The sequence below is a fragment of the Pseudoalteromonas maricaloris genome, from assembly GCF_024746855.1.
In the GTDB taxonomy this organism is placed as follows: Bacteria; Pseudomonadota; Gammaproteobacteria; order Enterobacterales; family Alteromonadaceae; genus Pseudoalteromonas; species Pseudoalteromonas maricaloris.
In genome coordinates, this window is the sequence record NZ_CP024626.1 from 710,108 (window position 1) to 733,187 (window position 23,080).

The 23,080-nt window shown below is 42.7% G+C and carries 21 protein-coding genes; 13 read left to right on the plus strand and 8 right to left on the minus strand.

The window, feature by feature from the left end:
• Positions 1–3,066, plus strand: coding sequence for an efflux RND transporter permease subunit (locus CTT31_RS20950; protein WP_260492442.1), 3,066 nt, complete (start codon positions 1–3; stop codon positions 3,064–3,066).
• Between the two features lie 83 nt (positions 3,067–3,149).
• Here CTT31_RS20950 and rnd read toward each other — a convergent pair whose 3' ends face one another.
• The 3 genes from rnd to CTT31_RS20965 form a co-directional block, all read right to left on the minus strand.
• The gene (gene rnd / locus CTT31_RS20955; RefSeq protein ID WP_211857006.1) at positions 3,150–4,280 is read right to left on the minus strand and encodes a ribonuclease D; all 1,131 of its coding nucleotides are present in this window, start codon (positions 4,278–4,280) and stop codon (positions 3,150–3,152) included.
• Between the two features lie 77 nt (positions 4,281–4,357).
• Positions 4,358–6,010: a long-chain-fatty-acid--CoA ligase FadD gene (gene fadD / locus CTT31_RS20960; RefSeq protein ID WP_045988558.1), complete on the minus strand. Its 1,653-nt coding sequence runs from the start codon at positions 6,008–6,010 to the stop codon at positions 4,358–4,360.
• Between the two features lie 192 nt (positions 6,011–6,202).
• Positions 6,203–7,075 carry an alpha/beta fold hydrolase gene (locus CTT31_RS20965; protein ID WP_211857004.1) on the minus strand — a complete coding sequence of 291 codons (873 nt, stop codon included), beginning with the start codon at positions 7,073–7,075 and terminating at the stop codon, positions 6,203–6,205.
• A 187-nt stretch (positions 7,076–7,262) separates the two neighbouring features.
• Here CTT31_RS20965 and CTT31_RS20970 point away from each other — a divergent pair, with 187 nt between their 5' ends.
• Complete coding sequence (locus tag CTT31_RS20970) at positions 7,263–8,555, plus strand: alkaline phosphatase (protein ID WP_260492443.1); 1,293 nt, start codon at positions 7,263–7,265, stop codon at positions 8,553–8,555.
• A 77-nt stretch (positions 8,556–8,632) separates the two neighbouring features.
• On the opposite strand, the gene CTT31_RS20975 is transcribed toward CTT31_RS20970, so the two are convergent.
• The 4 genes from CTT31_RS20975 to CTT31_RS20990 form a co-directional block, all read right to left on the minus strand.
• Entirely contained in the window at positions 8,633–8,929 is a 297-nt protein-coding gene (locus tag CTT31_RS20975) for a hypothetical protein (protein ID WP_017216823.1), read from the minus strand.
• A 44-nt stretch (positions 8,930–8,973) separates the two neighbouring features.
• The gene (gene tsaB, locus CTT31_RS20980; protein WP_260492444.1) at positions 8,974–9,660 is read right to left on the minus strand and encodes a tRNA (adenosine(37)-N6)-threonylcarbamoyltransferase complex dimerization subunit type 1 TsaB; all 687 of its coding nucleotides are present in this window, start codon (positions 9,658–9,660) and stop codon (positions 8,974–8,976) included.
• On the minus strand, positions 9,650–11,488 hold the full coding sequence (locus CTT31_RS20985) for an ATP-dependent DNA helicase (RefSeq protein ID WP_260492445.1): 1,839 nt from the start codon (positions 11,486–11,488) through the stop codon (positions 9,650–9,652). The genes tsaB and CTT31_RS20985 overlap by 11 nt, the downstream gene beginning before the upstream one ends.
• 333 nt (positions 11,489–11,821) lie before the next feature.
• Positions 11,822–12,166 (minus strand): hypothetical protein, encoded by a 345-nt coding sequence (locus tag CTT31_RS20990; RefSeq protein ID WP_039495260.1) that lies wholly within the window; start codon positions 12,164–12,166, stop codon positions 11,822–11,824.
• A gap of 278 nt (positions 12,167–12,444) precedes the next feature.
• Here CTT31_RS20990 and CTT31_RS20995 point away from each other — a divergent pair, with 278 nt between their 5' ends.
• Complete coding sequence (locus CTT31_RS20995; RefSeq protein ID WP_260492446.1) at positions 12,445–13,449, plus strand: tetratricopeptide repeat protein; 1,005 nt, start codon at positions 12,445–12,447, stop codon at positions 13,447–13,449.
• A gap of 92 nt (positions 13,450–13,541) precedes the next feature.
• Here the strand turns inward: CTT31_RS20995 and CTT31_RS21000 are convergent, their stop codons facing one another.
• A complete protein-coding gene (locus CTT31_RS21000) occupies positions 13,542–13,787 on the minus strand; it encodes a hypothetical protein (RefSeq protein WP_211856999.1) in 246 nt (81 codons plus the stop codon).
• Positions 13,788–14,123: 336 nt separating this feature from the next.
• Between CTT31_RS21000 and hisG the strand changes: the two genes are divergently transcribed.
• The 10 genes from hisG (at position 14,124) to CTT31_RS21050 (ending at position 23,040) form a co-directional block, all read left to right on the plus strand.
• Positions 14,124–15,023, plus strand: coding sequence for an ATP phosphoribosyltransferase (gene hisG / locus CTT31_RS21005; RefSeq protein WP_039495263.1), 900 nt, complete (start codon positions 14,124–14,126; stop codon positions 15,021–15,023).
• A 4-nt stretch (positions 15,024–15,027) separates the two neighbouring features.
• Positions 15,028–16,323: a histidinol dehydrogenase gene (gene hisD / locus CTT31_RS21010; protein ID WP_260492447.1), complete on the plus strand. Its 1,296-nt coding sequence runs from the start codon at positions 15,028–15,030 to the stop codon at positions 16,321–16,323.
• Complete coding sequence (hisC, locus tag CTT31_RS21015; protein WP_260492448.1) at positions 16,316–17,383, plus strand: histidinol-phosphate transaminase; 1,068 nt, start codon at positions 16,316–16,318, stop codon at positions 17,381–17,383. Before hisD ends, hisC begins: the two co-directional genes overlap by 8 nt.
• Positions 17,380–18,441: a bifunctional histidinol-phosphatase/imidazoleglycerol-phosphate dehydratase HisB gene (gene hisB, locus CTT31_RS21020; RefSeq protein ID WP_260492449.1), complete on the plus strand. Its 1,062-nt coding sequence runs from the start codon at positions 17,380–17,382 to the stop codon at positions 18,439–18,441. The genes hisC and hisB overlap by 4 nt, the downstream gene beginning before the upstream one ends.
• On the plus strand, positions 18,438–19,028 hold the full coding sequence (gene hisH, locus CTT31_RS21025; RefSeq protein WP_260492450.1) for an imidazole glycerol phosphate synthase subunit HisH: 591 nt from the start codon (positions 18,438–18,440) through the stop codon (positions 19,026–19,028). The genes hisB and hisH overlap by 4 nt, the downstream gene beginning before the upstream one ends.
• Before the next feature lie 11 nt (positions 19,029–19,039).
• Complete coding sequence (locus CTT31_RS21030; RefSeq protein WP_260492451.1) at positions 19,040–19,774, plus strand: 1-(5-phosphoribosyl)-5-[(5-phosphoribosylamino)methylideneamino] imidazole-4-carboxamide isomerase; 735 nt, start codon at positions 19,040–19,042, stop codon at positions 19,772–19,774.
• Positions 19,756–20,529: an imidazole glycerol phosphate synthase subunit HisF gene (gene hisF, locus CTT31_RS21035; RefSeq protein ID WP_010377140.1), complete on the plus strand. Its 774-nt coding sequence runs from the start codon at positions 19,756–19,758 to the stop codon at positions 20,527–20,529. Before CTT31_RS21030 ends, hisF begins: the two co-directional genes overlap by 19 nt.
• Positions 20,526–21,137 (plus strand): bifunctional phosphoribosyl-AMP cyclohydrolase/phosphoribosyl-ATP diphosphatase HisIE, encoded by a 612-nt coding sequence (gene hisIE / locus CTT31_RS21040; protein WP_260492452.1) that lies wholly within the window; start codon positions 20,526–20,528, stop codon positions 21,135–21,137. Before hisF ends, hisIE begins: the two co-directional genes overlap by 4 nt.
• A 219-nt stretch (positions 21,138–21,356) precedes the next feature.
• Complete coding sequence (locus tag CTT31_RS21045) at positions 21,357–21,857, plus strand: hypothetical protein (RefSeq protein WP_039495275.1); 501 nt, start codon at positions 21,357–21,359, stop codon at positions 21,855–21,857.
• 391 nt (positions 21,858–22,248) lie between these two features.
• Positions 22,249–23,040 carry a dermatopontin-like protein gene (locus tag CTT31_RS21050; RefSeq protein WP_260492453.1) on the plus strand — a complete coding sequence of 264 codons (792 nt, stop codon included), beginning with the start codon at positions 22,249–22,251 and terminating at the stop codon, positions 23,038–23,040.
• Positions 23,041–23,080: the final 40 nt, after the last annotated feature.

A 23,080-nucleotide genomic window follows, 5' to 3' on the forward strand; every position in this document is an offset into this window, starting at 1 on the left:
ATGAGTTTAGCCAAATGGTCAATTGAGAATAAGGTAATCAGTTGGATGTTTGCCTTGCTCCTGCTTATTGCTGGGGCGGTATCCTATTTGGGCTTAGGCCAACTAGAAGATCCTGAATTCACACTAAAAAAAGCCATGGTCGTGACTATGTATCCTGGTGCATCGCCACAACAAGTGGAAGAGGAAGTCACCTTCCCGATTGAAAATGCAATTCAGTCTCTGCCGTATGTTGATTATGTTACTTCGATTTCTTCTCCTGGTAAATCGCAGATCACTGTTGAGATGAAGAGTAAGTACCGTAAGAAAGACTTACAACAGATCTGGGATGAGCTGCGCCGTAAAGTAAATGATCTCTCGCCGAAGCTACCGCCAGGTGTTAGGTCGCCAAGCGTTATCGATGATTTTGCTGATGTTTACGGTGAACTCTACGCGATCACTGGCGAAGGCTATTCGTATGATGAGCTAAAAGACTACGTTGATTTTTTAAAGCGCGAATTAGTGCTAGTTGAAGGTGTGAGTAAGGTCACTGTTGCGGGTGAGCAGCAAGCACAAGTGATCGTCGAAATATCAACACAAAAACTGTCACAACTTGGCATTGCGCCTAGCTACATTTTCTCGTTGCTACAAGCTCAAAATACGGTATCTAATGCGGGTAAAATACGAGTTGGAGACGAGTCTATTCGCCTGCACCCTACTGGTGAGTTTACAGACGTTGCTGAGCTAGAGGGGTTACTTATCTCAAAGCCCGGTGCCAAAGAACTTATTTATTTGGGTGACGTGGCAAAAGTGACACGCGAGTATGCGGAAGTGCCGAATCATATTACACGTTTTGATCAAAAGCGTTCACTGCTGGTTGGGGTTTCTTTTACTTCTGGTGTAAATGTTGTTGAGGTGGGTAAAGAAATCGAACATCACTTACAGCAACTAGAATATCAGCGCCCATACGGTATTACGATCAACACGGTTTACAATCAACCAACAGAAGTAGAAACCTCGGTTGACGGTTTCATCGTTAGCCTTTTAGAGGCCGTTGCCATCGTAATTATCGTTCTGCTTATCTTTATGGGTGTAAAGAGTGGTATTTTAATCGGCGGTATTTTGCTTATTACTGTGCTAGGTACCTTTATCTTTATGAAGATATTCGCCATTGATTTACAGCGTATTTCATTAGGTGCTTTGATCATTGCTCTGGGGATGCTAGTCGATAATGCCATTGTAGTGACAGAAGGCATTTTGATTAACATTAAACGGGGTCAATCTAAAGTAAAAGCTGCTGTGAACATTGTTGAACAGACAAAATGGCCACTTCTTGGCGCAACCGTTATCGGGATCACCGCTTTCGCGCCGATTGGTTTAAGCTCAGATGCCAGTGGTGAATTTGCTGGTTCTTTATTTTGGGTGTTGTTAATTTCATTGCTACTAAGCTGGGTAACGGCAATCACACTGACACCATTTTTTGCCAATATGATGTTTAAAGGACCGAAGGAAAAGTCATCAGATACCAGCGAAGAAGACGACCCCTATAAAGGTGTGATCTTCACTGTGTATAAATCCATGCTTACCTTCTGCCTTAAAAATCGCGCTATTACCATTATTTCTATGGTACTGCTATTAGTGGCTGCAGTTGTTGGCTTTAAATCAGTTAAGCAGTCCTTCTTCCCGGCTTCAAATACACCGATGTTCTATGTGGATTATTGGCATTATCAAGGTGCAGATATACGCAGCACGGCGCAAAATGTTGAGAAAATTGAATCCTTTTTACTGGCCGATCCTATGGTTAACGAAGTAACGGCAACGATTGGTCAAGGTGCGCCTCGTTTTATGTTGACCTATTCGCCTGAAAAACAATATGACGCTTATGGTCAGTTAATTGTACGTGTAAAAGACCGAGAAGCTGTAGTGGCTATGATTGCTAAGCTTCGCGATTATGAGCTTGAAAATGAGCTAGACGGACGTCTCAAAATAAAGCGCATGGAAATAGGTCCTTCAACCGACGCAAAAATCGAGGCTAGGTTCTCGGGACCAGATCCTGTTGTGTTACGCCAACTAGCTGAAGAAGCCAAAGGTATTATCAGCCAAGACGATAAAGCGTTTAATATTCGTGATAACTGGCGACAAAGAACCAAGTTGATCCGCCCACAATTTAATGAATTGAAGGCGCGTCGTTTGGGGATCAGTAAATCTGACTTAGATCAGTTGCTACTGACTTCGGTGTCAGGTAACAAGGTAGGGTTATATCGAGATGGTACGCAACTGTTGCCTATCATTGCACGCTCTCCTGAGGAAGAGAGACTCAATGTTGAAAACCTTGGTGACTTACAAATATTCAGCCCTGTCCTTAGCGTTTACGTGCCAGTTTCACAAATCGTGGATGATTTTAGTGTCACTTGGGAAGATAGCCTGATCATGCGCCGCGACCGCAAACGTACCATCACGGTAATGGCTGATCATGACGTGATAGGTGATGAAACCCCAGCGAAGTTATTTGCAAGAGTGAAGGCGGATATCGAAGCCATTGAACTACCCCAAGGGTACGAGATGCAATGGGGCGGCGAGTATGAGTCGTCAAGCAAAGCGAAGAAAGCTATTTTTGGCTCATTACCAATCGGCTATTTAGCGATGTTTATGATCACTGTATTGCTCTTTAACTCTGTGAAAAAGCCATTAGTGATCTGGTCTACAGTGCCGCTTGCTATTATTGGGGTAACGGCAGGCCTTGTATTACTGCAAGCACCATTTAGCTTTATGGCGCTGCTAGGCTTGCTAAGTTTATCCGGCATGTTGATTAAAAATGGTATTGTACTGATGGATCAAATAAATATCGAAATTGACTCTGGTAAGTCCCCTTACCAAGCGGTATTTGATTCTGGTGTGAGTCGTGTAAGGCCGGTGTCTATGGCTGCTATCACAACCATACTGGGTATGATCCCGCTATTATTTGACGTGTTCTTCCAATCCATGGCGGTCACCATTATGTTCGGTCTTGGTTTTGCGACCATACTGACGTTGATTGTATTACCTGTGTTACATTGCGTGTACTTTGGTATCGAGCAACCAAAAGACTAGTTGAATAACATCCACCTTCTTCGGAAGGTGGATGTTATTATCGCTTTCGCTGTTTATCTTTCACCTTTTAAGCGACAGGAGTGCTACTGCCACCAACTGTCTAGCTTATCTGCAACAAGCGCAGCCCTCCAGCCTAACGCAAGATCGGGTTTCATCAGCAATTGCTTTTCTTCCGGTGACTTTTTCCACGACCAGCTGATCACCTGATTGATTTGTTTTTTCGAAGCAAACACATCAACCGGAATATCGTTAGTTTTGGCGACTTCGGCGATAATCTGTTTAATATCCTTGCACGCTGCTTTGTAACCTTTAAAGTCGATAAGCCTTCTCACGCGTTGTGGACAATCTTGTTCACTTACTTCTTTTGCTTTTTCTATACAGGCGAGAATTTCTTTACCAGAGCGATTAACTTCCATTGGCTCAACACCTGGAACATTACGTAAACTGCCCAGTGAGCTTGGACGACGTTTGGCAATTTCTACCATGTTATGTTCTTTAAGCACGAAATTTAGCGCTAAGTTCTTTTTCTCTGCCTTGGCTCTACGCCACGCTGCAAGTTCTTTTAGGATAGCAAGATCTCTAGGCTTAAGTTGCCACACGTTTTTGACATCAAGATAAAGTACTTCATCTGGTTGACGGAAGCTCCTCTTTTGGGCAAGCAACTCACTCTCTTGAAGTACTATGTTAAATAGCTGCTTTTCATTTACTCGTGCTTGAATAGTCTCAAAACATGGCAGTAAATGATATACATCGGAGGCGGCGTAATCTAATTGGCTTTGAGTTAAAGGGCGGCGTAACCAATCTGTTCTGGATTCACTTTTGTCAATGTCAACGTCTCTAAGTTGCTTCACCATATTAGCAAAACCAATACAACTACCCTCACCTAACAACTGTAAAGCAAACTGGGTATCGAATATTGGTGATGGGATAAAACCTGCAAACTTTAGAAATACTTCGATATCTTCTGATGGAGAATGAAGTACTTTTAAAACACTAGTATCTGAAAACAACGTCCACAGCCTACTAAAATCCATATCGGCTAGTGGATCGATAAGGGCAAGGTGGTTACCATCAAAGATCTGTAACAGAGCAATTTCTGGGTATAAGGTGCGGCGACGCATGAATTCGGTGTCGACGGCGAGCACTTTGGCTTTCGAAATAGACAAGACAAATTCATCTAGTGCTGTTTGGCTTTCAATAACTTGATACTGCACTGTTACTCCCATGCAATTTACATAACTAGCGATATCACGCTAGTTATAAAAAAGCCGGCTAGTGCCGGCTCTATTTGTTATTCTTTTAACGCTCTACGCAGTATTTTACCAACGTTAGTCTTTGGCAGTTCATCTCTAAACTCAACTAGCTTTGGTACTTTATAGTTCGTTAGATTATCTCGGCAATGTGCAATTATATCTTTTTCTGTTAAAGATGGGTCTTTTTTAACAATAAAAACTTTAACTTGCTCACCACTAACCTCATGTGGCACGCCAACCGCTGCAACTTCTAACACGCCTTCGTGCATAGCAACGACTTCTTCGATTTCATTAGGGAAAACGTTAAAGCCAGACACTAAGATCATGTCTTTTTTACGATCAACGATGTAGAAGAAACCGTCATCATCATAAGTAGCGATATCACCCGTTGCAAACCAGCCGTCTTTTAAACATTCGGCGGTTGCGTCTGGACGGTTGTAGTAACCAGCCATAACCTGTGGCCCTTTAACACACAGCTCACCGGGCTCACCTTTAGGTGTTTCATTGCCGTTGTCATCAACTATCTTAATGTCAGTGCTTGGTGCAGGTAAACCAATAGAACCGTTGTAGGCTTCAAGATCATGTGGGCAAATAGTAACTAGCGGCGCACATTCTGTAAGGCCATAACCTTCCATCAGTTTTGACTTTGTCACCTTCTGCCAGCGCTCAGCGACAGGGCGTTGTACGGCCATACCACCACCTAAAGACATTTTCAGGGTTGAAAAGTCTAGGTCGGCAAAACCTGGTGTGTTCAACAAGCCATTAAATAAGGTGTTAACACCAGTGATAGCGGTAAATGGCACCTTTGCAAGCTCTTTTACAAACGCAGGCATATCACGCGGGTTGGTGATCAAGATATTGTGACCACCGTACTTCATAAAGGTCAAACAGTTCGCTGTTAATGCAAAGATATGGTAAAGCGGTAGCGCCGTGATAACGACCTCTTTTCCTTTATCTAGTACTTTATCTAAACAGCCAGAGACCTGCTCAAGGTTTGCTACCATGTTGCCATGAGTAAGCATCGCGCCTTTAGATACGCCAGTTGTGCCGCCAGTGTATTGCAAGAAGGCAAGGTCACTTAGCGTCACATCAGGTTTCTGATATTTTGTTGGATCTGCTGCAATTACTTCTTTGAAAGGAATGGTATTTGGCAGGCTAAAGTCAGGCACCATTTTTTTGAAGTGCTTAACAACAAAGTTCACCAAGTGCTTTTTGAAGCCACCTAACATGTCACCAATTTCCGTCAGCACTACGTGCTTCACACTGGTTTTTGGTAAGGCCTGCTCCAATGTATGGGCAAAGTTTGCAAGAATAAAGATAGCTTTTGACTCGGAGTCATTTAGCTGATGCTCTAATTCGCGCACTGTGTAAAGCGGATTGACGTTTACAACAGTACAACCAGCACGTAGTACACCTAAAATGGTAACTGGGGTTTGCAACAAGTTTGGCATCATGACCGCAACTTTATCGCCACGGCCAAGTTTCAATTCATTTTGTATATAACTAGCAACTGCTTTGGTTTTTTCATCAACTTGCTGATAAGTCAGTGTCTTACCCATATTGGTGTAGGCTGGATACTGAGCATAATCTGCAAAACTTTTTTCAAATAATTCAAGCAATGAGTTGTAATGCTCTGGGTCGATAGTTTCAGGCATACCTTCTGGGTAGCGCTTAAGCCAGATTTTTTCCACTCTTAGCTCCTGTGTTCTCGTTATTTTTATATTCACCCTAAACCATAAACGATGTAAGGCACTTTAACAATTGAGCAAATACTCTAAAAACGCCATATTCCCACAATATCTGAGGATTTACAATCTAGATGCTGTTGAAACGTGGGCTTTAGCGCTCTTTGTGAACTTTTCTTTCCATGATTAGTTTATTCTTTACGCTCCTTCAGTTGTAAACGCTGTTTTGTCGCGGTTCTGGTGTGCTTCAATTAGCTTATAGCAAATTTCCGGGTTTTCCATATGGCAATGGTGGCCGCCAGGTATTTTCTCAAGCCTGAGTGAGTCGAAACAGCCCTTAAATTGACTATATTGTCTGACAATCATGTCATAGCCTTGTTCCGCTAACACCAATAAGGTTGGAATGGATATCCCATTGAGCGCCGACTTTGCTTGAGAGATGGAATACCTAAATCCAGAGTGATGCTTTAGTCGGGGGTCCAATCTAAGTTGCACGCCATCAGGATGCGGCTGGGTATTTCTTGTCACAAGTAGCGCTGCTATTTCTTCAGAAACATCACTGATTTTACTGCGTAGTTGCGCAAGTGTATTTATATCAGGATAAACCCGTGGTTCAGATTGTTTTAATTTATCTCGGGAATTAAACGCATTAATGAGCTGGGTTTTGGTATCACTCTCTGAGGTACTCATAATCCCTATTCCCTCGATTAGTACCAACGATAAACAGCGTGTTGGATAGCAGCTTGCAAACAAGTTAGCTATCATCGCCCCCATAGAATGACCAACAATATGGCACGTTTTGATCTGTGCTAAATCTAAAAAGCACTTTAAGTCATAGACATAATCGATAAAGTAATAAAAGGCGTCGGCACTTTTCCAATCTGAATGTCCATGACCTGGTAAGTCAAGCGCTATATGCGTGTATTGTTTATTGCAAAATGGCGCAAACGGCACAAAACTGTTGCTATTATCTTGCCAACCGTGAAGGTAGATAACGGTTTGCTCTCCTTCTCCCCAGTGTTGGTAGGAGAATGGCCCGATTTTTTGTTCTTTTATCGCATATAGAGACATCGACGAATTCTTTTAGTGTTCATTGTACCATCATTGATTTATCATCTTACCGTGACATATTTGAACTTACTACTTTGATTTGTTGAAAATATTTTTATCGAACATCCATTTTATTACGAATGCGTTTAAATTGATCAAATAGTAGAGAATCACAAACCTTCATCACGATAAGTACACGGGAATAACAATGAATTTCAAAACTAGCCTTTTGGCCTCATTTGTTGGATTAGTATTTGCGGCTCCGACATTGGCTGCTCCAAAAAACATTATTTACATGATTGGCGACGGTATGGGGCCGGCTTACACAACGGGCTACCGTTATTTTAAAGATGACCCTTCCACGAAAGTGGTTGACCCAACGGTTTTTGACTCTATTTTGGTTGGTATGGCGCATACCTACCCAGACGACGACACGGTTGTAACAGACAGTGCTGCGGGCGCAACCGCCTTAAGTACAGGAACGAAAAGCTATAATGGCGCAATTGCGGTAGATACCCATAAAGAACATTTGGAAACGATGCTCGAAGTGGCGAAAAGAAAAGGTAAAACAACCGCGCTTGTTGCAACATCGCAAATCAACCACGCAACACCTGCAAGTTTCGCGTCTCATAATGAATCACGTCGTAACTATGACGACATTGCCAATGATTACATAGACAATAAAATCGCAGGAAAATTACCTGTAGATCTTATGCTTGGTGGTGGCACTAAATACTTCATTCGTGAAGATAGAAACTTAGTTAATGAATTTAAAGATGCAGGTTATCAATACGTCGATGCTTTATCTAAGCTTGATACGCTAAATAAAATTCCTGCGATGGGTCTGTTCGCAGAAGTAGGTCTGCCATTCGCAATTGATGATGAGCCGCAGCGCCTAACTAAAATGACTAAAACGGCTTTATCATTATTGGAAAACCAGAATGATAAAGGCTTCTTCCTAATGATTGAAGGTAGTCAGATTGACTGGTGTGGACATGCTAATGATATCGCTTGTGCTATGCATGAAATGGACGACTTTGCAGAGTCAATTAAGCTGGCAAAGGCTTTTGTTGATAACAACCCAGACACTATCTTGGTGATCACAGCAGATCACTCTACCGGTGGATTAACGCTTGGTGCGAATGGTCAGTATCGCTGGGAGCGTGATGTGGTAGCTAAAGTGAAAGGTTCAGCGGGCGAGATAGCAAAAGCACTCGCAAAGACAAAAGACGTTAAAGCAACATGGCAAGATCTCACAGGTCTTGAGTATGATAGTGCGACTGAGCTAAAAGTAAAAGAAGCACTTTCACAAGATCCGAAGGCGCTTAGTGTTGTCGTTAAAGAGGCAATTAGTGATGCATCTTTCACTGGTTGGACAACGGGTGGTCACACCGCTATCGATGTACAAGTGTTTGCCCATGGTAAAGGTAAAGAAGCGTTTATCGGCTCGCAAAACAATACCGCAATTGCTGATAAACTGATTGGATTTATTAAAAAGTAAAAATCTTCATTTACTTTCGAAAACAAAGAAGGTCAGCATTTGCTGACCTTCTTTGTTTTTGAGTCTTGAAAGAAAGATTACGCGTAAACAGAAACGCCAATCATACTTTTGATCTCATCTCGTCTTGCTTCCGTTGCAATTGCTTTGTATTCACTAATTGCTTGTCCAGTACGAAAGTTAGGGCGGTCGTAGATAGTCGAACGTTGCTGCGATTGGAACTGCTCCACCAACGCAATGCCCTTTTCACTGGTTTTGATCTGAGCGGTATTGAGCTTAGCCGTATTTCCTTCTTCAATAGCAGGGCTCACCGCCTTTTTAGGCTGTGGCTTTACTTGATATGTACCTGCTTGTTGAATGATTGAATTTAGTTTCACGGTTTAGCTCAATAAATACGAAGTGCTTGTATAAAAATACGCCTTTATTCTCGACCTGGCAACTTTTTCCACGTCACAGTATCCCTCACATATTGCGGCTGGGCGTCAGCTGGATCCACAGATAAGCCTTGTGTGAAACTATCGTCAGCTATAAACAGCATGTAATAAGCATCAGGTAACGTGATATTGTCAATGATTTCGCATTCAAGCTGTGTGGTAAGCTCTGAGAATGCTTGCCATCCTGTACCAACACCGGCCGCACCACTTGATGTGAAGTCGATATTTTCAGGTTTAATAACTGTTTCTTCGGTGCTTGGTTGAATAACACCACTAGTTTCGCCGTTGTATTGGCATAAGTAGATCTCACCCATACGTGCATCTATTGCCGACACTACGCTGGACTTGCCTGCTTCTATGTATGCCTGTTGCGCCATCGCCTGCAAAGTTGAAACACCAACTAACTTAAGACCTGAAGAATATGCTAAGCCTTGCGCAACCGCTGTACTTATTCTCACCCCAGTGAAGCTGCCAGGCCCACGTCCAAATACAATGCCATCAAGCTCACTAAGGGTGATATCGGCTTCGCGTAAAATACGTTCAACTAAGGGAAGTATCTTTTGGCTATGCTGCTGTGGGCAAACCTCGAAGTGGCGAATAAACTTGCCTTCATAGTGCAATGCAATACTGAGTGCTTCGGTGGAGGCGTCTATGGCCAACAGGTTATTTTTCATTTTTATCAATATTCTCTAAAAATCGAATTGCCTTATTTAAGTCTCTCGTGCGAGACATATCAGGCAAACTACTTAAAAACGTCTGGCCGTATTTTCTCGTAACTAAGCGATTATCGCAAATAATCAGTACACCTTTATCGGTAGCATCACGAATTAATCGCCCAACCCCCTGTTTCAACGCGATAACAGCTTGGGGGAGCTGTATTGCATCAAAGGGTTCTAATCCACGCATTTCAGCGTCTCGCATGCGCGCTTGCAACAAAGGGTCATCTGGTGAAGCAAATGGTAGCTTATCAATGACAACACAACTCAAAGTGTCACCTCTTACATCCACGCCTTCCCAAAAAGAAGCTGTACCAAGTAGTACGGCGTTACCGTGCCGAATAAATTGCTCTAAAATTATCCGTTTCGATGCTTGACCCTGCATAAAAATGGGGTATTGCAGTGCCGTATTCAGCCCTTCGTACACTAAATGCATCGCCCGATAGCTGGTAAAGAGTAAAAATGTACGCCCTTTTGCAGCTTCAATCACCTGTTTTGCAAGCTTTACCAGCGCATGTAGCATTAAGTCGTCACGGGTTTCTGGCAAATAGCGTGGCAGGCAGAGTAAAGCCTGCTGCTTATAGTCAAATGGACTATCAACAATAAATTGTGAGGTCGGCTTGAGTCCTAAGCTACGACTAAAGTGCTTCAGGGAATTATCAACGGATAAGGTGGCGGAGGTAAATACAAAGCTTGCCTCAGTGGTTTTGACAATTTGTGCAAACTTACTTGATACATCAAGCGGCGTGATATGAATAGATAAAAAGCGTCTTGTGGTTTCGAACCAGTAACTAAATCCAGTTTGACTAGTATCGAAGGCACGTTCAAACTGATTTTTAAAGGTCATGACCTTTTCAAATGGGTGTTCTATTTTCTCGCTTCTATCCAGACAAAGCTTGAGCACTTTATAGAGAAAGTCTAAGTTAGCTATCACTCGATGCATGGCATCGCAAATCGGTTTATTCGCTAGCGCCTCACGCCAATCACCACGAGCACCATCGCCACCAAATACCAAACGCAAATCGGCGACACTAGTTTCCAATTTATTGAGCGTTTTGCCTAGTTGCAACATATCTGGAATATCAGAACGGTAGATCACCCTTAAATCGTTAATAAGCGCCTGCAAAGCTTTAGTGCTGATAGTCTCACCAAAATAGTCACTGGCTATTTCTGGTAATTGATGTGCTTCATCGAAGATATAGCTATCCGCGGTTGGCATGAGCTCCGCAAAACCTAAATCTTTTACGGCCATATCGGCAAAAAATAAATGATGGTTGATCACCACAACATCGGCATCGACTGCTTTTAATCTTGCCTTTCGAATATAACAGTCTTCGTAGTCTGGGCACTCTTTCCCTAAACAGTTATCTGCAGTTGAGGTAACGTAGGGTAATACCTTTGCGTCTTCTTCGATACCCACACAGTCGGCTAAGTCTCCACTGTGTGTTTCAGAAGCGAACTTTGCAACCATGGCAAGTTGGTGCATAACATCTGGGTCGTCGGTTGGCACATGGCTCAAATGCTGTGATAAGCGATAAGGGCAAAGGTAATTGGCCCTACCCTTTAGCAAAGTGACTTTTTTCCCACTGCCAAGCACCTTTTTTAAGGTCGGCACGTCTCGATGGAATAATTGCTCTTGCAAGGCCTTAGAGCCGGTTGAGACGATGACTTTACCTTTAGACTCAAAGGCAGGAATGAGGTAGGCAAATGTTTTCCCCGTCCCTGTTCCTGCTTCGGCGATGCATTGTCCACCATTTTGTATGGTTTCTTCTACCGCAATAGCCATATCAATTTGGGGCTGCCTTGGTTGATAGCCCGGGAAATGCTGGGCTAAAGGCCCCTTAGAAGAGAAAGTCGTAGATACAGCCAAAGTAATGTAGTTTGCAAACAGACAGGTCGCGAAATTGTATGTGGCTAAGCATCAGATCGCAACCGCTGTTTGGCAATAACTGAGTGTGGATACCAATTGAATTAATTCTCTAATCAATTTGAAGGGTGAAATAGCATATTAGCTTCGTTAAAAACTTCTCATTTAGAACAACTAAATAGCAAAATTTTGCCTAGCTACTAAAGCTATTTCCCCTCTTCGAAATAGATCATTTACTTAATACAACTGATATTACCTGTTGAGTTGTCGTTTAACCTTAATCATACCTACCCCACAAATAATGAAATACACGAGATACAAAGCGATGCGGTTAAGCCAAGTAGGTTCTGGCGAAGGCATGATAACACGCAAGTAATCGTTCAAAACCAGCATACCGACACCGACAATGATTGCTGTCAATTGAAAGTGGCGGTGATTGGCTGAAGAAATGGTAAACAAGGAAACTAGGAGCAGTACAAGGCTTAAGTAAAATGCTAAAACAGCCATGCTACCAGGCACAACACTGGGGGCTAACGCTAGCGCAGACAGACCTACAACGAGCCAACCTACGAGATTTTTTACTGATTTATACGACATGTTATTTCTCCTTAAATAAATGGTCGTTAATTTATGCAACCTTGTTTGATGTATTGAATACAAACAGAACTATCAAATGTATCGGTATCGAAACAGAACATGGCGAGTGTATCGATAATGGCACGCAAAATACAGTAAGAGTAAAGCGATAACAGCCTACATCATATTGATTGTATGAATAAAAATATAAAAAGTAAAAGCTGGTATCAAAACTGCAAATTAAGCTTACGTTAGAAAACACACAATAGTGATAATGGACACACTAAAAAGGACACAACATGTTTATTAAGTCGCTTATATATACCTCTTGCACGGTTATTATTTTGTATTGTGCTTTAACATATGCACAGCAACCTAATTCTCAAATAACAATGCTGGAGTCTGCTTTTTATCATCGTCAGTATCAGCAAGTCACTAAAATGCTTAACACGCTAAACGATAAAGAGCTTGATGCTGAAATAATGGCCGTGTCAGTTGCGGTTGCGCAAAATGATGATAATAAAGAAACACTGTTAAACATCTTAATTAAGCGCCATATAGACAATGCAAAGGTGCATTTTACTGCGGGTAATTTATGGTATCAAATTAAACAGCAGTCAAACCTTTTTAATAAACTTAGCTTAGTTGAAAAGTCTAACAAGCACTTTATAAGAGCCGCAGAATTGGCGCCAAATAATCCTGAGTACTTAGTATCTGCAGCGAAAGCATTAGCTATAGAAAGTGGCTTTTGGGATTCTGAAAAAAAAGCATCAAAAGCGATAGTTGATAGGCTAAAAGCAATGGATGACCGTTACTATAACTTGGCTTTGATGGATTACTTACAAAACACACAAAATGAAGAGTTAGCCCTAAAAACGGTAGCTTCTGTGGGTCAACATTATGCACAAGATATCATTTTGATCCATCGAGCTGCTAACTTATTGTGGACTTTTTCAGCGAAAGACGCAGCGCAGAGTTTATTCACTAACGGGTGCCTGATTGAGCAAATCGCATTAAGCCAACTACCAACGTGGAGAGATGCTTGTATTTCATCGGCTTATTTAGCGCTTCAGCAACACGGTGATAAGCGTAGGGCTGTTGATGCTATGGAACACTTATTGGAAAAAGAGCGAGTACAGGATGAGCAGCATATAGAGTATTTAATGCTTCAGGCTGATTTGTACCGGGAGCTCAAACAAAGCGAAAAGGCTAGAAGTGCCTACCTTCAGGCATTGAATCTCACCAAAGAGCGTTCAATAGAGCGATATATTCACCGGGCTCTCGCTGGACTAGACGATACATAAGCTGGGTTCGAAAAAGCGGGTGGGATATGTTGGGGAATAGATAAACCCTGGTATTGAAAGATGTTCAACAGGTTATTTTATGCAAAACAAATCTACGCCCATGTATCTAGATTCTCACCCTTATGTTCTTCATGAGATTTTTCCTCCTCATCCTCTTCATCTTCGCTTTCTTTAATTTTTTCATGCTCAGCAGCTTGGTGTTTAAGTTCGATCTCGGTTTTTAGATCTTTCTTAACTTTTTCAATCTTATAGTGCTGCACACCAGCTACATGAAATGCAGACTTATGAGTTACATCTAGCCGTACGATTGGGCCTAAAAAAGGTTTGAATGCATCCATCTGTTCCCCCACTAACCTACTGTTGGTCTTACTTATTATCGGCTGTTATAAGCTATTCTTTAATTTGCGTTAAAAAATGATTGCCAAGTAGAACAAAATTATGTTTATCTATAAATGAACTTTTTGAACAGCAGATATATTACAAAGGTAACATCATGCTAATGACACTGACAGCAATTCATCATCACCATCATCATACGGGATAACCTGTCAGTTATTTCGCTGGTGGGTTATTCCTTAAAGGAACCTCCGGCGAAGCAAAAAGTATAGTCAAAGTTTATTTCGCCCCGAGGTTCCGCCTCGGGGTTTTTCGTTTAAAGAATTAGGAAATAAATAATGAGCAACAGCAACCGTTTAAGAATCGCAATCCAAAAATCAGGCCGTCTTTCAAAGGATTGCCAAGCCCTACTCAAACAACTTGGTGTAAAACTAAATCTACGTGAACAGCGTTTAATCGCCCACTCCACTAACATGCCTATTGACGTACTTAGAGTGCGTGATGACGATATTCCAGGCCTTGTAATGGACGGCGTTTGTGATTTAGGCATTGTTGGCGAAAACGTGTTAGAAGAAGTTCAAGCTGAGCGTGTTCGCAACGAGCAGTTCGCTGAAGTCACTAAGCTTTCAAAACTGGACTTTGGTTTTTGCCGCCTAGCGCTGGCGTGGCCACAAGAGCTAGGTCAACAGGAAAAAGCGTGGTTTAACGGCAAACGCATCGCAACCACCTACCCTGAGATTTTAAAGCAATATCTAAAACGTGAGAACATCGATGCTAGCGTGGTCATGTTAACGGGCTCGGTAGAAGTAGCACCTCGAGCAGGCCTTGCTGACGCGATTTGTGACTTAGTATCAACCGGTGCAACGCTTGAGGCTAATGGCCTTATGCAAGGCGATACCATCTTAGAATCTAACGCTTGCCTCATTCAAAATGCAGCATTGACTGACCAAAGTAAGCTTGCGCTTATCGATAAGCTAATGCCACGCCTTAAAGGGGTGAAACAAGCAAAAGAAAGCAAGTACATCATGATGCATGCACCAAAGAATAAGCTAGATGAAGTATGTGCATTACTTCCAGGCACAGGTCAACCAACTTTACTTGCACTTGCTGGAAGCGATGAATATGTTGCACTTCACATGGTCAGCTCTGAAACCTTATTTTGGGAGACAATGGAAGAGTTAAAGGCGCTCGGTGCTAACTCTATTCTCGTCATGCCAATTGAAAAGATGATGGAGTAACAGCATGTTTGATTGGCAGCAAGCCACCAGCGAGCAACGCAGCGAATGCTTGAGCCGTCCAGCGGTCAAAGTGGGCGATAAGGTAAAAGCAGCAGTTGAAAAGATAATTGATAACGTCGCTCGCAACGGCGACAACGCATTACTTGGTTATGCCGAGCAGTTCGACACACGTATTAATCCAAGAATACGGGTAACGGGATCAGAGCTTATTGAAAGCGAATTTGCGTTAACAGCTGAACTTAAAAGTGCTATTGACCAAGCGTATAGCAACATTAAGAAGTTTCACCAGTTGCAGTTACCACAAAGCAAGAAAATTGAGACTCAGCCAGGCGTGACCTGTGAGCTCAGATATCAAGCGATAGAAGCCGTGGGTTTATATGTGCCAGGTGGTAGCGCGCCACTGCCTTCTTCTGTATTGATGCAAGGCGTGTGTGCGCAGCTAAGTGGTGCAAAAACAATCGTGTTGGCAACGCCGGTTAAAGGCGATAGCCAAATACATCCTGCGATTTTGTATGCGGCTAAATTGTGTGGCGTTACCGATGTGATTGAATGTGGTGGTGCAGGTGCAATTGCTGCCATGGCGCTAGGTACTAACAGCGTACCAAAAGTGAACAAAATTTTTGGTCCAGGCAATAGCTTTGTCACAATGGCAAAACAGCTGCTTTCTCAGTCAGTGCCGGGACTTGCGATTGATATGCCGGCAGGCCCTTCGGAGGTGTTAGTGATTGCAGATAAGGGCGCTAACCCAGAATTTATCGCCGCCGATCTACTTTCTCAAGCGGAGCATGGGGAAGACTCGCAAGTCATATTATTGGCGTCTGACAGTCAACTAATCGAAGAAACTGAAGCTGCAATCGAGCGTCAACTAAGCAAGCTTAGTCGCGCTGATATTGCCAGAGATGCGCTTAAAAACAGCACGCTGATTTTAGTTGAGAGCATAGAGCAAGCCTTTGAGATCTCAGCAGAGTATGGGCCAGAACACCTTATCTTACAGATAAGAGATGCAGAGCGTTTCCTGCCGCTAGTAAAAAACGCGGGCTCAGTATTTGTTGGTGACTATACGCCAGAATCAGCAGGTGACTATGCGTCAGGCACCAACCATGTATTGCCGACCTATGGTTATTCAAAAACCTATTCAAGTTTAAATCTGATGGATTTTTATAAGGCTTACACAGTACAAACCATCACAAAAGAAGGGTTGAGTAAGTTAAGCACAGCGATTTTACCTTTGGCACAAGCTGAGGGCCTAGATGCACACGCGAACGCCGTTAAAGTGAGGTTGGAGAATAATAATGACTAATATTGCGCTACCAAATAACATTGAAAAGCTTAAGGCCTACAGTTCTGCGAAAAGTGCAAAGCTAACAGGCACCACGTGGCTCAATGCCAATGAAAGTCCATACGCTCGTGTGCTTGAAATGCGCTTTGATAACTTAAACCGTTATCCAGATCCGCAGCCACAAGCGGTAATTGATGCCTATGCAGGCTACGCTAAGGTCGAGCAAGCAAATGTACTGATGACGCGTGGTGCCGATGAAGGCATTGAGTTATTAATACGCACATATTGTGAACCGGCTAAAGATAGCATTGCAATCTTTACCCCTACCTATGGTATGTACAAAGTTACGGCAGACACCCACAACATCGCTATTAATGAATTAAGCCAAACGCAGCTTGCCAATGACGATGTGGATACACTAACCGCTGCAATTGGCGACGCTAAACTTGTCTTCGTTTGTAATCCAAATAACCCAACCGGTGCAATACAACCTGCCAGCAAAGTCGCTGCACTTGCAGATAAGCTTAAAGGCCGTGCAATCGTGGTCGTAGATGAAGCTTATATTGAGTTCTGTGAAGAAAAAACCTGTGTTGAGCTTATCAAAGAATTCTCAAACGTTGTTGTGCTGCGTACGCTATCTAAAGCGTTTGCACTGGCAGGTCTTCGCGTTGGCTTTATGTTAGCGAGTGAAGCGCTATTGGCACCGGTGAGAAAAGTGATTGCGCCCTACCCTGTTTCTACAGTAGTGGCACAAATAGCAGCAACAGCGTTAACGTCAGATGCGATAACGCAGATGCGCCGGCAAGTCTCTATTTTGAACCTAGCAAAAAAGAAGCTTATACAATGGCTACAAGACAGCGAGTTCGTAAGCGCAATATTATGCGGCGAAGGCAACTTTGTTACTTTACAGCTAACCGACAAACAGTTTGTGGTTCAAGCGATGCGCCAAGGGTTAATCATGCGGCCATTTGTGCTGTTTGGCGAGGACAACTGGCTGCGGATCTCTATCGGCAACGAGCAGGAATTAAAACAAGTAGAAAACTGGCTGAAACAATGCCAAGTCACTGAGGAAGTATTATGAGCGCCCCCTATTTATTCATCGACCGCGATGGCACTATTATCGAAGAGCCAATAACCGATAAGCAAGTGGATAGCCTAGAGAAATTGGCACTATTACCCAATGTGATCCCAGCGTTATTACAACTGCAGTCGTTTGGTTACAAGTTAGTGATGGTATCTAACCAAGATGGTCTCGGTACGGATAGCTTCCCTCAAGCTGATTTTGATGCTCCTCAAGATAAAATGATGCAAATCCTCACCAGCCAAGGGATCCGTTTTGAGGAAGTTCTGATCTGTCCTCACTTTGACGAAGACAACTGCCAATGTCGCAAACCTAAAACAGGATTACTCACAGAACTGATGCGTTCTGGTAAAGTGAATCTTAGCAAATCATTTGTTATTGGCGATAGGCAAACCGATATTCAGCTTGCAGAAAACCTCTGCATTGAAGGTATTCTCTATAAAGATAACTGGCCTGCTATTGTGACGCAGTTAACCACCTTAAATCGCAGTGCACAAATTGCTAGAAATACCAAAGAAACACAGATTTCGGTAGCGATAAATCTGGACCAACAAGCCAATGGAGAGATTTCAACAGGGCTTGGTTTTTTTGATCACATGCTAGATCAGATTAGAACTCACGCTAATCTTGGCCTGAATATTCAGGCGAAAGGTGACTTACATATAGACGAGCACCACCTCGTAGAAGACATCGGGATTGCCCTTGGTCAGGCCTTTAAGACCGCGCTTGGTACAAAATCACAAATCGCACGTTATGGCTTTGCGTTGCCTATGGACGAATGTAAAGCAGAATGTCAGTTGGATTTATCTGGACGCGCGTCTTTTGTACTTAATGCTGACTTTACACGAGATAAAGTGGGTAACTTGGATGTTCAAATGGTTGAGCATTTCTTTAAATCCTTCGCGGATAATGCGGCAGTGAGTTTAATTTTGAGCGTAAGCGAAGGTAATGCCCACCACCAAGTTGAGGGCTTATTCAAAGCATTTTCTCGTGCTATTCGTATGGCAATTGCAGCAGATGCGTCACAGCAAATGGCAAGTTCTAAGGGGTGTTTATGATTGCAATTATTAATACTGGTTGTGCCAATATTAACTCAGTGCGTTTTGCATTTGAGCGCCTTGGTGTCACGCCTGAAGTGATCACTGCACCTGAGAAATTAGCCCGCTTTGAACGAGCCATTTTACCCGGCGTCGGCCATGCTAATGTGGCAATGAAGCGCTTAAATGAGCAAGGCTGGGCAGAGGCAATAGCTGACTATCAACGGCCTTTGATGGGGATTTGTTTAGGAATGCAGCTGCTTTGTGAGTCGACTGAAGAAGGTGATATTCCGTGCTTAGGTCGCATTCCGGGAAAGGTTGAGTTATTAGAGACTAACGAGTTAACTGCACCGCATATGGGCTGGAATAATCTTCGTGTGGTGAAGCCCCATGCGCTCACTACAGGGCTTAGTGAACAAGATCAAGTGTACTTTGTGCACAGTTTTGCGCATACCATCAATCAATCGACACTGGTTTCGGGTAAGTACGGTCAAGCGTTTTCTGCGATTGTTGCAAACGACAATTATGCCGGCATGCAATTTCACCCTGAGCGCAGCGGCAAGGTTGGCGCGCAGCTTTTACAAAACTTTATTAATTGGCAGCTATAAAAGGACGAACAATGATTATTCCCGCTTTAGATGTATTAGAGACCAATATTGTTCGTTTGTATCAAGGCAAGTACGAAACCGCACAGTTTTACCCATTTAATTTAGCCGAGCGTTTACTTGAATACCAAAACGCAGGCGCAGCCAAGCTACATTTGGTGGATTTAGAAGGCGCTCGTGACCCGAGCAAAAAGCAATGGCGCACTATCCAAGCGGCGACTAAGGCTTTATCTGTTCCCTTTCAGGTAGGCGGTGGTATTCGCAGTATTGACGACGTAAAGCAATGGCTAGATGCCGGAGCCGCCCAAGTGGTGATAGGCTCGATGGCGGTCGATAAACAGCAAGAAGTTGCTGCGTGGATTAAAGCATGTGGCGCCGATAAATTTGTGATAGCACTTGATGTGAACAAAACCGAAAGTGGCTGGTCCCCTGCCACTCATGGCTGGCTAAATGATGCGAAAAGCGATCTATTCGAGCTATTAGATTTTTATGTTGAGCAAGGTGTAAGTGATTTTTTATGCACGGATATCAGTAAGGATGGCACGATGACAGGTCCATCGTTTTCCTTATACGAAGACATCACTAAGCATAACAGTGCAATTAAAGTACAAGCATCAGGGGGCGTGAGCTCTCTTGACGATATTGCACGGCTTGCAAAGCAACAAGTAGGTGGAGTGATACTTGGCAAGTCGCTACTTGAAGGTGTATTTAGCGTTGAGGAGGCTTTAGCATGTTATCAAAACGCATAATTCCTTGTTTAGACGTAAAAGACGGTCAGGTGGTCAAAGGTGTTAAATTTCAAGGCCATGAAGTCGTCGGTGATATTCTTGATCTCGCCCAGCGTTATAGTGAGGCAGGTGCTGATGAACTGGTGTTTTATGAGATAAGTGCTAGCGTCGAAAAGCGTTTGCTCGATGTCAATTGGGTAGCTGAAATTGCCAGACATATCGATATACCATTTTGCGTCGCTGGTGGGATTAAATCGGTGGCTGATGCGGCTCGAGTGCTTGAGCAAGGCGCAGATAAGATCTCCATTAATAGCCCGGCCATTGCAAGGCCTGAACTCATTAAAGAGTTACATGACGAATTTGGCAAGCAATGTGTGGTTGTGGGCGTAGACAGCTTTTATGATAAGCAAACTCAAGAATATTTAGTATACCAGTTAACTGGCGATCCGAATGCGGCAAGTCGTACTCGATACAAAACGCAAGAATGGGTCAAACGAGTTCAAGATCTTGGCGCTGGAGAGATTGTACTTAATTGTATGAATCAAGATGGCGTGCGTAATGGCTATGACATAGCGCAGCTGAGCGCGATTAGAGCGCTGTGTAAAGTGCCACTTATAGCCTCTGGCGGCGCAGGCAGTATGCAAGACTTTGTTGATGTATTTAAACAAACTAATGTCGATGGTGCTTTGGCTGCAAGTGTATTCCATAAAGGTGTGATTGACATTCCAAAGCTCAAGCAGTTCTTAATAAATAATGATGTGGCGGCACGACAATGATAATTAATAAACAAAACATAGCAGAAGTAGATTTTGATAAGTCAGCACTCATTCCCGCTATCGTACAAGATGTATTAACAGGTGTAGTGTTGATGCAAGGCTTTATGAACAGAGAAGCTCTTGAGGCGACGCTAGAAAAGCAGCTAGTCACTTTTTATTCGCGTTCAAAATCACGCCTTTGGACCAAAGGTGAAACCTCAAACAATATTTTAACCTTGGTGGAAGTACATACTGATTGCGATAAAGACAGCTTGCTGATTTATGCAAAGCCACAAGGTCCAACTTGTCACCTTGGCAGCGAAAGCTGCTTTGCGGACACCATGCCAGAGCTTGCATTTTTAGGTAAGCTTGAGCGAGTGATTGCCCAGAGGAAAAATGCATCCCCTGAAAGCAGTTATACCGCCTCTTTATTTGCTAAAGACTTAAGTCGTAGTTGTCAAAAAGTGGGAGAAGAAGGGGTTGAAGTGGCGCTGGCGGCGATGAAAAACGACAACGAAGAGTTGCTCAATGAGTCCGCAGACTTACTGTATCATCTTATTGTCTTATTACAGCGACAAGGGCTTACGCTCAGTGAGGTGGTCAGTACGCTCAAAGATAGGCATAAGTAATTTGCCCTTTGGGTAAGTAATCCTTTCGCCTATCTTTTCGTTGGCTTGTTCCAGACATCGTGCATTAACAAGCCAACCTACCATAATCGGGATAAATCTGTAATTAGATCAACCCCTGTTCATATAAATAAGGTAAACTTCTCATAGTCTTACAACTATGCAGTGGCAAAATATTAGTCTAACTTTAATGGTGCGACTGCGAACAGTATGGAACGGTTTATGAAAACAAGATTACTTGGTCTAATGCTGGCAGGGTTGACAGCTGCCGGATGTTCAACATTGACCCCTGAGCAACAAGAGAAGCTCGATGATATGTCTAATTGCGAGAAACTTAATGCACTTCTAAGTGCATCACCCAATGGGTTTTCTGCGCTTAAAGGTGCTGAAGTCGGCGCAAAGTTAATCAACTCTTGGCAGGCCAAGGCACATCTAGTTGGCAATAAATGCCAAATCATAGAAAGCGCTTCTGGAAAATCAAAATATACCTGTTCTGAGCAGTTCAAGGAATATGAAAACGCGGTAAAAATCCATAACTATGCGCAGAGTCTCGCAAAGCAATGTTTAGATCACTCTTGGGTTGGTGATAGCCAAAAGAGTGGCCAGCTAATGCGTACGGAAATTATGTCACCGAGCTCTACTAGCAAAATTGCAATTGAACTAGGCAAAGGCCTCGACAAAGTCACGCCATGGATCGTTACGTTTAATGTGACTGAAAAATAAGATGTAAAATATGGAGAAGCGTTGTGCTTCTCCTACCCTGTCCCCTAGCATTCCTCCTTTGCAATCCACTTCACTTTGTCTGTTTAAGCGTTAATAAATTTTTAATTGTTGCTTTACTCGATTCTAATGTCGCTTCGTGTGGCGTCTTTTATATGAAAATATTGAATAGTAATTGTGGTGTAACGCGATAAAAATTTAGAAAAAATAAGCAGTATATATTTTGAGTGGAGTTGGGATCTGCAACAGTCTATATTTAATTGATGCTTATTATGCATTTCTTTGGTTTTGATGTGTTAATAAAAAACTTGTTTATTAAAAAAAAGTAGCATTTAATTCAGCTGCTATTTTTGTTGTTAGCGCTAAATTAACTACTATTTTTAAAGGAATTAAGATGAACACATTGATAAAGTTGTCTGCTCTATCCCTCTCTCTTGCTATGTTTTGTAACCCAGCTTCGGCTAATGAACAAGCTAAGCCATTTGAGTATACAGTAAATGGCAGTGTATATGAGATCCCCGCTTCTCAAGCTAAGAATCTAGATGAGATAATTGCGCTAATAGAAACTAATAACGATGTTTCAGGTTATGACGTTACTGAGACTAAGTTAGCAAAAACTGAGCGCACAGAAATTGCCAGTGATTTTTCAACGCTAGCTGGTGGTAACTTACGTGTTTATAGTGAACTCAATACGGGGTATTTAAATGATTTTGACCAAGCATTTACTTACACTTGTCCAAGTAATATGTTTATAAAATCAATTTCAAGCTACCATCAAGATAAACAAGAAGACAGACGTTTTAGCTTAGTCTGTGCAAAATTTACAACGGATAGCGGCAGTCGCATTTATCGTAAAACGAAAAAGTGGAGCGGTTACGTAAATTCATACGACCAAGCGTTTAACTTTGTTTGTCCTAATGGTCAATTCTTTGTCGGAATGTCAAGTCGTCACGATAATGGCACAGAAGACCGTTTGTTTAACTTTAATTGCGCATCTATGGCAACCTCGAGCACAGGCGCTGCACTATTCGCTGAATCATGTATTACAACTCAATACACAGGCTACGACCAACCTTGGACATTAGGTGGTAATGGTGCAATCATCGGCATGTCAAGTCGCCATGATAACAGAACGGAAGACCGTCAGACTGCAGTGAGTTATTGCTCAGCTGCGAGTGACTGGTAATACTTTCTTATAGAGTAGGGTTAATACCCTACTCTATGTC